Source organism: Streptomyces sp. NBC_00104, assembly GCF_045160825.1.
GTDB lineage: Bacteria > Actinomycetota > Actinomycetes > Streptomycetales > Streptomycetaceae > Streptomyces.
Map to the genome: position 1 here is coordinate 6,302,383 of NZ_CP108215.1, position 13,120 is coordinate 6,315,502.

11 protein-coding genes, 1 tRNA gene and 1 pseudogene are annotated in these 13,120 nt (G+C 69.8%); 6 read left to right on the plus strand and 7 right to left on the minus strand.

From position 1 onward, the window contains the following. Positions 1 to 6: 6 nt before the first annotated feature. Positions 7 to 177 carry a 50S ribosomal protein L32 gene (gene rpmF, locus OG272_RS27790; protein WP_326579645.1) on the minus strand — a complete coding sequence of 57 codons (171 nt, stop codon included), beginning with the start codon at positions 175 to 177 and terminating at the stop codon, positions 7 to 9. Positions 178 to 353: 176 nt separating this feature from the next. On the opposite strand from rpmF, the gene OG272_RS27795 reads away from it, so the two are divergent. Together OG272_RS27795 and OG272_RS27800 are read left to right on the plus strand one after the other, a co-directional pair. After that, complete coding sequence (locus tag OG272_RS27795) at positions 354 to 1,337, plus strand: permease (protein WP_326579642.1); 984 nt, start codon at positions 354 to 356, stop codon at positions 1,335 to 1,337. Further along, on the plus strand, positions 1,334 to 2,059 hold the full coding sequence (locus OG272_RS27800; RefSeq protein WP_328223761.1) for a TIGR03943 family putative permease subunit: 726 nt from the start codon (positions 1,334 to 1,336) through the stop codon (positions 2,057 to 2,059). The genes OG272_RS27795 and OG272_RS27800 overlap by 4 nt, the downstream gene beginning before the upstream one ends. 486 nt (positions 2,060 to 2,545) lie before the next feature. Here OG272_RS27800 and OG272_RS27805 read toward each other — a convergent pair. After that, positions 2,546 to 3,203: pseudogene (locus OG272_RS27805) on the minus strand (WD40 repeat domain-containing protein); the annotation flags it as partial. A gap of 607 nt (positions 3,204 to 3,810) precedes the next feature. On the opposite strand from OG272_RS27805, the gene OG272_RS27810 reads away from it, so the two are divergent. Then, positions 3,811 to 4,743, plus strand: a complete 933-nt coding sequence (locus OG272_RS27810) for a hypothetical protein (RefSeq protein WP_328223762.1) — start codon at positions 3,811 to 3,813, stop codon at positions 4,741 to 4,743. Between the two features lie 34 nt (positions 4,744 to 4,777). On the opposite strand, the gene OG272_RS27815 is transcribed toward OG272_RS27810, so the two are convergent. The 4 genes from OG272_RS27815 to OG272_RS27830 form a co-directional block, all read right to left on the minus strand. Then, on the minus strand, positions 4,778 to 6,064 hold the full coding sequence (locus OG272_RS27815) for a helix-turn-helix domain-containing protein (RefSeq protein ID WP_328223763.1): 1,287 nt from the start codon (positions 6,062 to 6,064) through the stop codon (positions 4,778 to 4,780). A 403-nt stretch (positions 6,065 to 6,467) separates the two neighbouring features. After that, positions 6,468 to 6,541, minus strand: a tRNA-Pro gene (locus tag OG272_RS27820). A gap of 29 nt (positions 6,542 to 6,570) precedes the next feature. Continuing rightward, positions 6,571 to 7,404, minus strand: a complete 834-nt coding sequence (locus OG272_RS27825; protein ID WP_327728434.1) for a Pr6Pr family membrane protein — start codon at positions 7,402 to 7,404, stop codon at positions 6,571 to 6,573. A gap of 229 nt (positions 7,405 to 7,633) precedes the next feature. After that, positions 7,634 to 8,563, minus strand: a complete 930-nt coding sequence (locus OG272_RS27830) for a metallophosphoesterase (protein ID WP_326579632.1) — start codon at positions 8,561 to 8,563, stop codon at positions 7,634 to 7,636. 321 nt (positions 8,564 to 8,884) lie between these two features. On the opposite strand from OG272_RS27830, the gene OG272_RS27835 reads away from it, so the two are divergent. Further along, on the plus strand, positions 8,885 to 9,352 hold the full coding sequence (locus tag OG272_RS27835; RefSeq protein WP_326579630.1) for a GatB/YqeY domain-containing protein: 468 nt from the start codon (positions 8,885 to 8,887) through the stop codon (positions 9,350 to 9,352). Between the two features lie 199 nt (positions 9,353 to 9,551). Here OG272_RS27835 and OG272_RS27840 read toward each other — a convergent pair whose 3' ends face one another. Beyond that, positions 9,552 to 11,840, minus strand: a complete 2,289-nt coding sequence (locus OG272_RS27840) for a transglycosylase domain-containing protein (RefSeq protein ID WP_328223765.1) — start codon at positions 11,838 to 11,840, stop codon at positions 9,552 to 9,554. Positions 11,841 to 11,960: 120 nt separating this feature from the next. Between OG272_RS27840 and OG272_RS27845 the strand changes: the two genes are divergently transcribed. Both OG272_RS27845 and wblA read left to right on the plus strand, forming a co-directional pair. Then, positions 11,961 to 12,284, plus strand: a complete 324-nt coding sequence (locus OG272_RS27845; RefSeq protein ID WP_326579626.1) for a hypothetical protein — start codon at positions 11,961 to 11,963, stop codon at positions 12,282 to 12,284. A 417-nt stretch (positions 12,285 to 12,701) separates the two neighbouring features. Beyond that, positions 12,702 to 13,040 carry a transcriptional regulator WblA gene (gene wblA / locus OG272_RS27850; RefSeq protein ID WP_326585690.1) on the plus strand — a complete coding sequence of 113 codons (339 nt, stop codon included), beginning with the start codon at positions 12,702 to 12,704 and terminating at the stop codon, positions 13,038 to 13,040. The last annotated feature ends 80 nt before the right edge of the window (positions 13,041 to 13,120 follow it).

Consider the following 13,120-nt stretch of genomic DNA (forward strand, 5'->3'; position numbering starts at 1 on the left):
GCGCTCTCAGCCTTCGGGGTGGATCAGCCCGCGCTCGTACGCCTTCAGCAGCCGCTGCGGTACGAGGTGGGTGGCGCCGTCGACCGTGAACGGCACCAGGTGCGGTGTGCTCGCCTTCCACTGGGCGCGACGGTGACGGGTGTTGCTGCGGGACATCTTCCGCTTGGGTACGGCCATGGGGTCCTCCTCCACAGGTGGTGGACCGGAACGCTACATGAAAATGGATCCCATTACTAAAAGAGCTTTTCGGTGGCCGTGAGCAACCCCGCTTCGAGCGACGTATGGGGAGGGAGGGGGCCGAACCGGCCCACTCGGCACAGCCGTTCCCTACGGAGGTAGAGGTACCGTCCCCCGTGGCCACAACCAAGGAAGAAGCCCCCCACCGCGGTCGGCACCTCGACCCACCCCTCCTCCTCACCATGCTGCTGGTCCTGGCCGTCGTGGCACAGGGCCCCCTGCGCGGTCTGCTGTCCGCGCCCGTGACGCAGAGCTGGATGACGGTGTTCGTCGCGGTGGTCGTGCAGGCCCTGCCGTTCCTGGTCATCGGCGTGCTCTTGTCGGCGGCCATCGCGGTGTTCGTGCCGGCGTCGTTCTTCGCCCGCGCGCTGCCGAAGCGGCCCGCGCTGGCGGTACCGGCGGCAGGCATGGCCGGGGTGGTGCTGCCGGGGTGCGAGTGCGCCTCGGTGCCGGTGGCGGGCGCCCTCGTGCGCCGGGGCGTGACGCCTGCGGCGGCGCTCGCCTTCCTCCTCTCCGCCCCCGCGATCAACCCGATCGTGCTCACGGCGACCGCCGTGGCCTTCCCGGGGAACCCCGAGATGGTGCTGGCCAGGTTCGTGGCGAGCCTGCTGGTCGCCTGCCTGATGGGCTGGCTGTGGCAACGGCTGGGGCGCGGCGAGTGGATGAACCCGCCGGAGCGGCCGTCCTACGAGGGCCAGAGCAAGGGCGCGGCCTTCTGGGGCTCGGTGCGGCACGACGTGATGCACGCGGGCGGGTTCCTGGTCGTCGGCGCGATGGCGGCGGCCACGCTCAAGGCGGTCGTCCCGGCGAGCTGGCTGAACGCCGCCGCCGACCACCCCGTCATCGCGATCCTCGCCCTGGCGGTGCTGGCCGTCCTCCTCTCGATCTGCTCCGAGGCGGACGCGTTCGTGGCAGCCTCCCTGACCCAGTTCTCCCTGACCTCCCGGCTGGCCTTCCTGGTCGTCGGCCCGATGATCGACCTGAAACTCTTCGCCATGCAGACCGCCACCTTCGGCCGCGCCTTCGCGCTCCGCTTCGCCCCCGCCACCTTCGCCCTCGCGATCCTGGTGTCGGCCCTCGTCGGGGCGGTGCTCCTGTGAACCGTCAGGCCCAGACCGTCATCCTCTTCCTCACCGGCGGCGCCCTCCTCCACGCCGGTTTCACCGACCTCTACCTCCGCTACGTCAAGGCCGGCCTCCGCCCCCTCCTCATCGGCGCGGGCATCGTCCTCATAGCCGCCGCCGTCGCCACGGTCTGGTACGAACGCCGGGCGCGGCGACACGAGCAACAGGCCCACGAGCCGCACACCCCTCACGAACCCCGGGTCTCCTGGCTACTCGTCCTCCCGCTGCTCGCCCTCGTCCTGGTCGCCCCGCCCGCCGCCGGGTCCTACACCGCCATGCGCACCGGCACGGCACTCCAGCAGCAGCCCTGGGGCTACCCCACCCTCCCCGCCGACGGCCCCCTCCGGCTGAGCGTCGCCGACTACGCGGGCCGCGCGGTCTACGACAAGGGCCGCGCCCTCGCCGGCCGCCCGCTCAAGGTCACCGGCTTCCTCGCGTTCGACGAGTCCGGCAGGCCGTACCTCGTCCGCATGGCCCTCAACTGCTGTGCCGCCGACGCCCAGCCCGTCAAGGTCGCCCTCACCGGCGAACTCCCCGCCGTCCTCCAGCCCGACACCTGGATCGAGGTCACCGGCACCTACACCCCGCAGCGGACCAAGGACCCCCTCAACGGCACCGCCGTCCCCTACCTCCACGTCACCACCACCAAGCCGGTCAAGGCCCCCCAGGACCCTTACGACGAGGCCTGGAACGGCTGAGGGCGGCGGCGCCCCTTCGCCGGGCTGCGTCGGGAGGCGGGCGGACCGCGCCCTGATTGGCTGAGGGGCCGTCAGTTGGGGTCGCCCGCAACGCCGCATTCGACGGGGTGGGCATGAGCGCCGTGCAGACGCGTCCCGAGAGCCCGTGGCCGGCCGGTACGCCGTGGGGCGAGACGACCCAGACGACCCTGCCGTCGGAGGTGTGAAAGACGACCGTGCCGTCGGAGGTATGAAAGACGACCCTGCCGTCGGAGGTGTGAAAGGCCCGTCCGAGGTATGAAACGTCCCGTCGGAGGCATGAAAGGGCCCGGTCGCTGGCGACGGGGGATGCACCAGCGACCGGGCTATGGCCAAGGCTAACAAGGCTGGTCCCTGGACGGGAGCCGACTGCTCGACTGCGTTGACAAGTTGTGATCGGGATCACGTGCGAGATGCTGATCCGCCAAACGTTTGTTAGGCGGCCGTTGAGAGCCGCCCAAACGTTGGTCAGACACCCTCACACGGCGGCTCGTACGACAGCCGAGGCAGGTACTCGTCCCACTTCTCCCGCGTGAGCACCCCGCGTGTCGACGAGCAGATGTGCCGTACGGCGTCGTCGACGGCCAGATTCCACAGCCGTACGGTGTCGGCGCCGCTGGACACCCCGAGCATGTGGCTGTCGGGGCTGAACGACAGGAACTGGCCGGTCTTGGCGTTGGGGCTCATCGCCTGGCCGATGGGGGAGGCGTCGGCGGGGTGCGCGACGTCCCGGAGATGGACGGTGCTGTCGTCGCCGCCGCTGGCCAGGGTCCGGCCGTCCGGGCTGAAGGTCAGGGAGACGACCGCCTCGGTGTGGCCGATGAGCGGGGACCCCAGCCGGGTCGCCTCGCGCGGGTCGGAGACGTCCCAGAGCCGGACCGTGTCGTCGCCGCCACCGCTGGCCAGCGTCCTGCCGTCCGGACTGTAGACGAGGTCGCTGACCGAGCCGCGGTGGGCGGTGAGCGGCCCGCCGAGCCGGGTGGACCGGGCCGGGTCGGCCACGTTCCACAGGCGGATGGTGCCGTCCGCGCTGCCGCTGGCGAGCGTGCGGCCGTCCGGACTGAGGACGAGGGCGAATGTAGCCCTTGTGTCCGGTGAGGGGCTTGCCGAGCGGAACGACGTGGGACGCGACCCCCGCGCCGTCCGGCACCGGTCCCCACGAGGGGAGGGACCGGTGCCGGACGAAGCGCTTCCCGCCGCGTCCGGCAACGGCCTTTCCGCACCGCTGCCGACTGTCGGCGTGCCGGAACCGGAACCCACGGCCTCTCGGTCCGGCCGAGACGGCACGGGGTCGTCTCCGCGTCCCAGGAAGGCGTCTCAGCCAGTGCTTGTTTGCGCAGCTCAGAGTGGGTGGGACGGTTGCGTCGTCGCGGGTTGGGCGACGGTGATTGCGGTGGGTCCCCGGTGTCTTCGAAGCTATGGGTGTCGCACCGGCCGGGGTGGATCGAAACTCCGGTGGCGCCTGGTGACGACTCCCGCCCTGTGCCTGCGTACCGGGCATCCGTGTGCCCTGGTGCCCGACGCGTGGCGTTCGGCATCCTTCGGCGCCCGCCCCCCACGAATTCTCGGGGGCGGGGACATTCGGCCGGCTCCTGCCCGCTCGGGCGGTCGGGCCGTCATGTCCTCGGAGCGGACGCGGACGGGTGGCGAGACGTCGGCGGGCGCATTCGGCGGGAGAGCCGACGCGGACCGGGAGCGACCCATACGGACCACGATGAGAAGGAAGACACGACATGAGCAGGAACAGCAGGAACACCTACGCACTCCGTCGTCCGGGACGCCGTACGGCCGTCGCCGCCGGGCTCGTCCTCGCCCTCGGGCTCGCTGTCTCGGCGCAGGCGGTGGCACACGCCGCCGTCCCCGCCGCCCCCGCCAAGGCATCCGCGAAGGCGTCCGCCGCGGTGCGGTCGATCAGTGGCTTCAACGGTGACGTGGTGACCCAGGTCGCCGACTTCTACGGCGCGTACATCGACGCGAAGGACGCGCCCCGGGGCCCGGACAAGGCACTTGCCAAGGCGCTGCGCGCCCACTACCTGACGCCCACCCTCGCCAAGAAGCTGACGGCCTGGGAGAAGAAGAACAAGGCGGACGGGCTCCTGCGTGCCCAGAACGTCCCGACGCGGTGGACGGTGAGCGAGGGCAGCAAGGGCCTGGAGGTCGTCGTCACCCTGACCTTCGGCGGCGCCGGGGAATCACCGACGACGAAGACCCGGTTCGTCGTGGAGCTGGAGCCGGTCGACGGCATCAAGGCCATCCGCACCACGAGCACCGCCCCCGCCAAGGCGTCCGCCGCGGTGCGGTCGGTCAGTGGCAGGACCGGTGACTCGGTGACCCAGGTCGCCGACTTCTACGGCGCGTACGTCGACGCGAAGGACGCGCCCCGGGGCCCGGACAAGGCACTTGCCAAGGCGCTGCGCGCCCACTACCTGACGCCCACCCTCGCCAAGAAGCTGACGGCCTGGGAGAAGAAGAACAAGATGGACGGTGTGCTCCGCGCCCGCAACGTTCCGGTGGACTGGACGGTGACCGGCGACGGCGAAAGCCGTGAGATCGCCGTCACCCACAGCTTCGGCGGCGGGGAGTCGCCGACGACGACCACCCACCTCGTCGTGAAGGCGGACGCGTTCAAGGGCGTCACCGACATCCGCACCACGAGCGCCCGCTGACGACGCATCCGCTCAGCGAGGGCCCGTTGATGCGTCAGCCGCCGCTCCCCGCTGTCATGTTGGCGGCGGGGAGCGGGACCCAGCGACCGGGTTGGTGATAGATGCGGTCGTACCGGTAGCCCGGCAGCCCCTTGGTGCCGATGGTGCGGAAGGGCCGGCCGTTGTCGTCGATGCGGACCGTGCCGGTGCGGCCTTGTGAGGACCAGGCGAGGTTGAGGTACCAGTCGCAGTCGCAGGACTCGTTCAGCGCGGAGACCACCAGGACTTCGGGTTCCTGCAAGGACACCTGGTAGGGGAAGTCGATCGCGGGGATCGACTTGCCCGCCCCGTCGTCGCCGGGCATCGAACGGACCCGGGGCTGCTGCGCGTCGAGGTTCACGGAGAAGAAGCGGGGGATGAGGGCGGCGCCGCAGCCGTCGCTCAAGGAGTAGACGGAGCCCCGGCCGGCGGCAGGGGTGGCGTGGCTGACCACGCGCACGTACAGGGCTTCCAGCACGACAGCGGCGGAGCCGCGTCCCTGCACCGTGATCCGCACGGTCGTGGAGCCCCCGTGCACCGCCCGCTGGGAGGTGGCCCACGCCGCGATGTCCTCGGGGTGCGGGGGCGGCGGGACCTGTTGTGGAGGCTTGGCGAGGACATAGTCCTCGCCGCACCCGTTGAGTCCGCGCGTGTGCGAGTCGGCCGTCCAGGTGAGAGGGGCCGCCTGCGGGGCCGTGCCGACGCTTGCCCGGTTCGGCTCGCCGTCGCCCTTGGCCGTGGCCGAGGCGGAGGGGGGACCGTCGGCGGACGTGGTGAGACCGAGGAGCGCGGCGACGAGCGAGGCTGCCAGCGTCATCGATCGCCAGGCTCGCCGTCGAGGGCGCCCGCCGTGGAGCCGAGGCGAGGGCGGTGAGGCCGACCCGGGGCGCTGGCCGGCCGGCGAGATCGGCTCGGGAGCCTCCACGGCCGACCTGCTGCCGCCCGCAGAGACGGCCGATGCGGCCTCGCTCACGGGCGTGACCGAGGCCACCGCACTTGTGGTGGTGTGGGGCGCTGGTGCCTGCCGGGCAGGGGACGGGCGTGGCCGTTGCCGCGGGGCGGCGGCCAGGATCCACCGGCGGTACAGCTCCATGCGTTCCGCGGGGGAGGCACCGCAGAGCGCGGCGAACCGCTCGATTCCAGCGAAGTCGTGCGGGACTGCCTCTCCGGCGCAGTAGCGGTGCAAGGTGGAGGCGTGAATGCCCAGGGGGCGGGCCAGCGCCGCGTAGCTGCGGTCGGTGCGCTCCTTCAGACGCGTCAGGAGCAACGCGAACTCCGCTACGTCGTCGTGGATCGAATCCATGTAATCCGTACTCGTATCCGCTCGTCGGCCCATGCAGGCCTGTCCCGATGGGGCACGGCACCCACGCGCTTCCCCCTGTCTGCACGTCCATACGCCCGGGACGGTTCCAGCGTTGCAAGGCGTGACCTTGATCACGACCAGCCGCAGAACCCTGAGCCCTCCCCGGGACCGGGATGACCGCCTTCCGCACCGTGCCGAGCGGACCCCGCACCGCGCAGAGGGGCACGCCGACGCGTGACACAACCTGCCGTACCCGCCACGCGACACAACCTGAGGTGACTGCTGACCCCGGGTCTCAACGAGGGCTTCGGGCGGCACCGGCGACTCGTCTCTCCACGCCTCTCGGCAACGCCAGAGGGCCCTTACCGATTCGGTAAGGGCCCTCTGACCTGCTGCTTAGCTGTCGGGGTGGCGGGATTTGAACCCACGACCTCTTCGTCCCGAACGAAGCGCGCTGCCAAGCTGCGCTACACCCCGATTGTCGCTGCTTGTCGCGGCGACGTCGTTTACTTTAGCCCACCGGTGGCTTGAGACGAAATCCGGTTTTCGGGGCGGCGGTCGTGGCGGTCGGGGCGGCCACGGCGGGGGTGTACGAGGTCGGGGCGGACGTGGTCGACGACGATGAGGAGGAGGGCGAGGGCGTAGAAGGCGAGGCCCAGGAGGAGGGCGTTGCCGAGGGTGCTCCTGTAGCCGTGGCGGTCGACATCCAGGAACGGGTAGAGGTACGGGGCCGGCCAGTCGGGGGTCACCAGAGCGGCTCGGCCGAGCGTGTACGCCAGGTACGCCAGGGGGTAGAGCAGCCAGGCCGCCGCGTGGGTCAGGCGTGGCGGGGCCGGGCGGGTCAACAGCAGCCAGTCCGCCACCACCACGAGGGGGATCACCGTGTGGAAGGCGAGGTTCGTCAAGGCGAGCCAGCCGGTGGGGGTGGCCGGGGCGCCCGTCGGCGTCATCGTCAGGGAGAAGGCCGTCGGGTCCTTCATCAGGATCAGGTGGTACACCAGGGCCGCGATCACGGCGTAGAGAACCGTGCCGCCTGTCACCGGGGACGGCAGGGGGCGGCGGGCCGACCAGGCGCGGCGGGCCGAGGCGGCGAAGACCAGTGCCACCAGGACCGTGCTCTGGACCGAGAAATGGTTGAGGGCGCGCAGGGGGCTGCCCAGCGTCATCTCGGTCACCACGGCCGCTGCCGCCGCCAGCGCTACCAGGGCGCGGCACGTCGCTGCCAGTGGGCGTCGGGTCGGTTCAACCACCGCCGTCGCGGGCACGACGGACGTCACCGGCGCGGGAATGCCCGAGATCGCGGGCAGGTCGGGGATGTCCCTGGGTATCGGTGCGGTCATGCGCTCACGCTAAGACGCCCGGATGAAACGGGCTATTCGGGGCGATCCGTACGGGTCACGCCCCGGCGCCAACCCGAACCGAACCACCAGGACCTCAGCGGAAGCCTGAACCATCAGGCCTTACCGGCAGGCCTTACCGCCAGGCCCTACCGGCGATCCTCGCCAAGACGCATGCACCCACACCCCTCGGCACCCGCACCCCCTCAGCCCCCACAATCCCGCCGCAGCCCTATTCCTCCCGCCCCACCAGCGTCAGCAGTGAAGCTTCCGGCGGGCAGGCGAACCTCACCGGGGTGTAGCGGTTCGTGCCGCAGCCGGCGGAGACGTGCATGTAGGCGGTCCGGCCCTCGGCCGTGTGCGTGGAGAGGCCCTTCACGCGGTCCGTGTCGAGGTCGCAGTTGGTGACGAGGGCGCCGTAGAAGGGGACGCAGAGCTGGCCGCCGTGGGTGTGGCCGGCGAGCACGAGGGGGTAGCCGTCGGCCGTGAAGGCGTCGAGGGTGCGGAGGTAGGGGGCGTGGACGACGCCCAGCGAGAGGTCGGCGGAGTCGGACGGGCCGCCGGCCACGCGGGCGTAGCGGTCCCGCTTGATGTGCGGGTCGTCGAGGCCGGTGAGCTCGACCGACATGCCCTCGATCTTGAGCGTGCCGCGGGTGTTGGTGAGGTTGAGCCAGCCCGCCCCGTCGAAGCCGTCCCGGAGGTCCTCCCACGGGTTGTGGATGGCGCCCACCACCGGCTTGTTGCCGTTCAGGCCGTGGCGGCCCTGGACCTTCTCCAGGAGATAGCGGGCGGGGTTGCGCAGCTTCGGGCCGTAGTAGTCGTTCGAGCCGAAGACGTACGCGCCCGGGAACTCCATCAGCGGACCCAGCGCGTCCAGCACCTCGGGGACGCCCTCCGGGTCGGAGAGGTTGTCCCCGGTGTTGATCACGAAGTCGGGGCGCAGCCCGGCCAGGGACCGCAGCCAGCGCTGCTTCTTGCGCTGCCCGCTCACCATGTGGATGTCGGAGACCTGGAGTATGCGCAGTGGCCGCATGCCCGGTGGTAGCACCGGCACCGTCACCCGCCGCAGCCGGAAGGAGCGGGCCTCGAAACCCGCCGCGTACACCACACCGGCGGCACCGACCGCCGCGATCCCCAGAGGTACTCCGTATCGCGCTCGCATGCGTCCATCGTGTCAGACCCCGCCGAACCCGAGCGCCGCCTGTGGACAACCACCGGCCATCACGGCCGATCGCCAACTCCCGCTGTGGACAACTCACTCCGGCCCACGCATCCGATCAGCAACGACCACGCATCCGATGAGCAACCGACACGCATCCGATGACCAACCGACCACGGATCCCATGACCAACCGACCACGGATCCCATGACCAGCCGATCAGCCCGAGCGGCGACCAGCCGATCAGCCCGAGCGGCGACCGATCCGCACGTACCAGCGAAATCAAGGCGCGCTTCCCGCACCACACCTGCGACAATCGGCGCCATGACCACGCTCAAGTCGAAGCTGCAGGAAGACCTCAACGCGGCGATCAAGGGGCGCGACGAGCTCCGCTCCTCGACGCTCCGGCTGACGCTCACCGCGATCACCAAGGAAGAGGTCGCGGGCAAGGAGAAGCGCGAGCTCTCCGACGACGAGGTGCTCAAAGTGATCACCAAGGAGGCGAAGAAGCGCCGCGAGGCCGCGGACGCCTTCGCCCAGGGTGGTCGTACCGAGTCGGCCGAGCGGGAGAAGGCGGAGGGCGAGATCCTCGCCGACTACCTGCCCAAGCAGCTGTCCGAGGAGGAGCTGAAGCAGATCGTGGTCCAGGCCGTTGAGGAGGCACGGGCCGCCGGCGCCGAGGGCCCGCGCGCGATGGGCCAGGTCATGAAGATCGTCAACCCGAAGGTGGCCGGGCTCGCCGAGGGCGGCCGGGTCGCCGCCCTCGTCAAGCAGCAGCTCGCGGGCGGCTGAGCAGCCTTCCGGCTGACGCCGCTCTCCAGCACAACGGCGGTGGGGGCGCCCCTTCTCCAGGGGCGCCCCCACCGCCGTATCCATTCAACCGCTCAGTGACCGTCGGCCGAGCCTGTCACCGTAGCTGTCGGGCCACCCGTCACCGTGACCGTCGGCCGACCCGTCACCGCGGCTGTCAGCCGACCCGTCACCGCGGCTGTCAGCCGAACCCACCGTTGCCGTTCCCGTTGTTCCCGCCGTTGGTCTGGCCCTGGATCCAGTTCTCCGGGATGGAGAACTCCGGGGTCGGGAAGGTGGTGCCGCCGTCGGTGCCGCCGATGAACCCGTCGTCGTCACCATTGCCGTTGTCGTCGTTGTTCCCGTTGCCGTTCCCATTGTCGTTGTCGTCGTCCCCGCGGCCGCGGTCCGGCCGCTCGTCGGGGATGTAGACGCGGTTGAAGTCGGGATTGGGCTTGCCCTCCAGCGCGCCGGTCATCATGTCGCGCCAGATCGGGCCGGGGACCTTTCCACCGAAGACCTTGGCGTACCACTGGCCGCCGATGGGGATGTTCACCATGCGGCGCTTGTGCGCGGGGTCGCCCACCCAGACGGCACCGGCCATGTTCGGGGTGTAGCCCACGAACCAGGCCGCGTAACGCTCGTCCGTCGTACCGGTCTTACCGGCGCTGGGACGGCCGCTGCCGAGGCCCGCCTCCGTACCCGTACCGTCCTCGACCACGCCCTTGAGCAGGGCGCTGATGGTGTCGGCGGTGTTCTCGGACATGGCGCGCGAGCACGTCGACTTCGGGACCTCCAGCGACTTCGACTTCTCGCCGACCCGCTGGGTGATGGACTCGATGGCGACCGGCGTGCAGTACATGCCGCGCGAGGCGAAGGTCGCGTACGCGTTCGCCATGGTCAGCGGTGACATCTCCTGGGTGCCCAGGGCGATCGACGGGTTCTGGCCGATCTTGTCGCCGTCGGCCCGCTCGACGCCCATCTTCTTGGCCATCTTCGTCACCGGACAGATGCCGATGTCCGCGATCATCTGCACGAAGTAGGTGTTGACCGACAGCGCGGTCGCCTTCTTCATCGAGTACGGGCCGACCTCGGACTCGCTCTCGTTGCTGAGGTCCGCGCCGTCGGTGTTCACCCAGTTCTTGCCACCGCAGACCGAGATCGGGCTCGGGTACTCCATCTTGTACGGCGCGGAGTACGACTTCGTCGGGGCCATGCCGTCCTCGAGGGCGGCCGCGGCGACGATCGGCTTGAACGTCGAACCGGGCTGGTAACCCGCTCCGCCGCCCATGGACTCGTCGACCGAGAGGTTGATCGACGTCTCGTTCTTCTTGGTGTCGAGGCCGTACGGCCTCGACTGCCCCATGGCGAGGATCTTGCCGGTGCCGGGCTCCACGATGGTGGCGGCGGTGGCCACCTCGTCCTTCTGCCTGACGTGCTTCTTGACGGAGGCCTGGACCGACTTCTGGGCCTTCGGGTCCATGGTCGTCCGGATCGTCAGACCGCCCTGGTTCCAGATCTTGGCCCGGTCCTCCTTGGACTTGCCGAAGATCGGGTCGTTCAGGAACACCTCGCGCACGTAGTCGCAGAAGAAGCCCGCGCCCTTGACGGCCGTGATGCAGCCGTTCTTCGGCTTTCTGATGTGCAGGCCGAGCGGCTTCTCCTTGGCCTTGTCGGCCTCCGTCTGCGAGATGTCACCGAGATCGGCCATGCGCTGCAGCACGGTGTTGCGCCGCTTGGTGGCTTCCTGCGGGTCGTTCACCGGGTCGTACCGGCTGGGCGACTGCACGATGCCGGCCAGGAGCGCGGCCTCCTCGACCTTCAGGTTCTTGGCGGACTTGGAGAAGTAGCGCTGGGAGCCGGCCTCGACACCGTAGGCCTGCTGGCCGAAGAACGTGATGTTCAGGTAGTTCTCGAGGATCTTCTTCTTGCCGAGTTCCTCCTCGATCTGGATCGCTTTCTTCAGCTCGTTGATCTTCCGGCCGAGGGTCTGCTGGGTGGCCTGGGCGACCAGCGTCGGGTCGTCACCGGCCTCCTCCACCGCCACGTTCTTCACCAGCTGCTGCGTCAGCGTGGACGCGCCCTGGGCGACACCGCCCTCCCGCGCGTTCCGGTTCAGCGCGCGCAGGATGCCCTTCAGGTCGATCGCGCCGTGTTGGTAGAACCGGGCGTCCTCGATGGCGATGATCGCCTGCTGCATGTACGGCGAGATCTCCTTGAGGTCGACCACCGTACGGTCGCGGCTGTACACCGTGGCGATCGAGTCGCCCTTGCTGTCGAGGATCGTGGTGCGCTGGCTCAGCGGCGGCTGCTTGAGATTGGCGGGGAGCTCGTCGAACCCCTCGACGGAACCCTTGGCCGCCAGCCCGAGTGCGCCGACCGCGGGCAGGGCGATGCCCGCCATCACGGCACCGGCGAGCACGCTGACACCTAGGAACTTGGCGGCCTGCTGTGTGGGGGACAGACCACCACCCGAGCGCTTGTTTGGCATGAGGGCAGCCTAATCCGTAGCGACGACCGTTCCGAAGGAGCAGGTGGGTCCAGAGGGGTACGGGTGCCGGATCGTGACATCCGTTGCCGCTCACGGGGGCGGCCGTCGATGATCCGGCGCATGAGACCTGAAGTCCGTACGTTCGTCGCCGACGGCCCCCTGCCCGACTGGGACGCGAGCGAGGACGAGATCGACAGACGGGTGGCGCAACTGAACGCCGTACACGGGCCGGTGTCGCACGAAGAGGCGGCGGCGCTGGCCGGCTGTTTCGGGCCGGACGACTGCTACGGCGTCGCCTGGAGCCTGCTGCACCTCATCGAGACCGGCCCGAACCCCGTGCTGACGACGCGGCCCGCGGCGGACGCGGGGGAGTGGTCCCACCGGCTCTACGACCGGGCCGTGCGCGCCGGGCTGGTCGAGGGGGTGGGCGGCGCGGAGGCGTGAACGAACATGAACGGTTGTCTACGTTCTCATTCGCCGGACACGCGCACAGGCGTTGGCCTAAGCTGCTCTCAACTGTCACAGCCGTAGGCCCTTGTATCAAGTACGTCCAGCGAGCCCGAATCGTTCTGACGTTCTTACGGTTTTTTTCCGGAGCCGTGTCCGAATCCACCTCGTGTGTCATTCGGTGTCCGTTGTGACGCATGTCAACTGTCCCGTTCTGTCGGGATAGTCATGTATGTCCTCAGGTCACTCCCGCGGGTGATCTGCCGCTTACGCATAGTCCGTTCGGGCCATTCAAGATTGGGCCCGAAGGGGGTGTTGCGCTGTGCCCACCTTCCGTAACGTCCTCAACTGGCGGCGGTGAATATGCCGCTGCCGCCGTGGGGGAGCCTCGATTCGGGAGAGGACGGCGCCGGTATGGGCTGGGTAACCGACTGGAGTGCGCAGGCCGCCTGCCGCACTACCGATCCGGATGAACTGTTCGTTCAAGGAGCAGCGCAGAACAGGGCCAAGGCAGTGTGCACCGGATGCCCGGTACGCACGGAGTGCCTGGCGGACGCGTTGGACAACCGCGTCGAGTTCGGCGTGTGGGGAGGCATGACGGAGCGCGAGCGCCGCGCATTGCTGCGCAGGCGTCCGACCGTCACGTCGTGGCGCAGGCTGCTGGAGACCGCGCGCACGGAGTACGAGCGTGGCGCGGGCATTCTGCCGCTCGACGATGACGAGATGTACGAGAACTACGCGGCGGTGGGCTGAGGACGAGGCCCTTCCGGGTCACGTCGGTCGAGGGCGCCCTTGAGGTGTCGGCGCGTCGGGCAGGTGTGCCGGCTCTCGGG

Excerpts from the sequence above, each read along its gene's own strand:
- rpmF (WP_326579645.1), bottom strand. The coding sequence starts at position 177 with ATGGCCGTACCCAAGCGGAAGATGTCCCGCAGCAACACCCGTCACCGT.
- OG272_RS27810 (WP_328223762.1), top strand. The coding sequence starts at position 3,811 with ATGAGCAGGAACAGCAGGAACACCTACGCACTCCGTCGTCCGGGACGC.
- OG272_RS27815 (WP_328223763.1), bottom strand. The coding sequence starts at position 6,064 with ATGGATTCGATCCACGACGACGTAGCGGAGTTCGCGTTGCTCCTGACG.
- OG272_RS27825 (WP_327728434.1), bottom strand. The coding sequence starts at position 7,404 with ATGACCGCACCGATACCCAGGGACATCCCCGACCTGCCCGCGATCTCG.
- OG272_RS27830 (WP_326579632.1), bottom strand. The coding sequence starts at position 8,563 with ATGCGAGCGCGATACGGAGTACCTCTGGGGATCGCGGCGGTCGGTGCC.
- OG272_RS27835 (WP_326579630.1), top strand. The coding sequence starts at position 8,885 with ATGACCACGCTCAAGTCGAAGCTGCAGGAAGACCTCAACGCGGCGATC.
- OG272_RS27840 (WP_328223765.1), bottom strand. The coding sequence starts at position 11,840 with ATGCCAAACAAGCGCTCGGGTGGTGGTCTGTCCCCCACACAGCAGGCC.
- OG272_RS27845 (WP_326579626.1), top strand. The coding sequence starts at position 11,961 with ATGAGACCTGAAGTCCGTACGTTCGTCGCCGACGGCCCCCTGCCCGAC.
- wblA (WP_326585690.1), top strand. The coding sequence starts at position 12,702 with ATGGGCTGGGTAACCGACTGGAGTGCGCAGGCCGCCTGCCGCACTACC.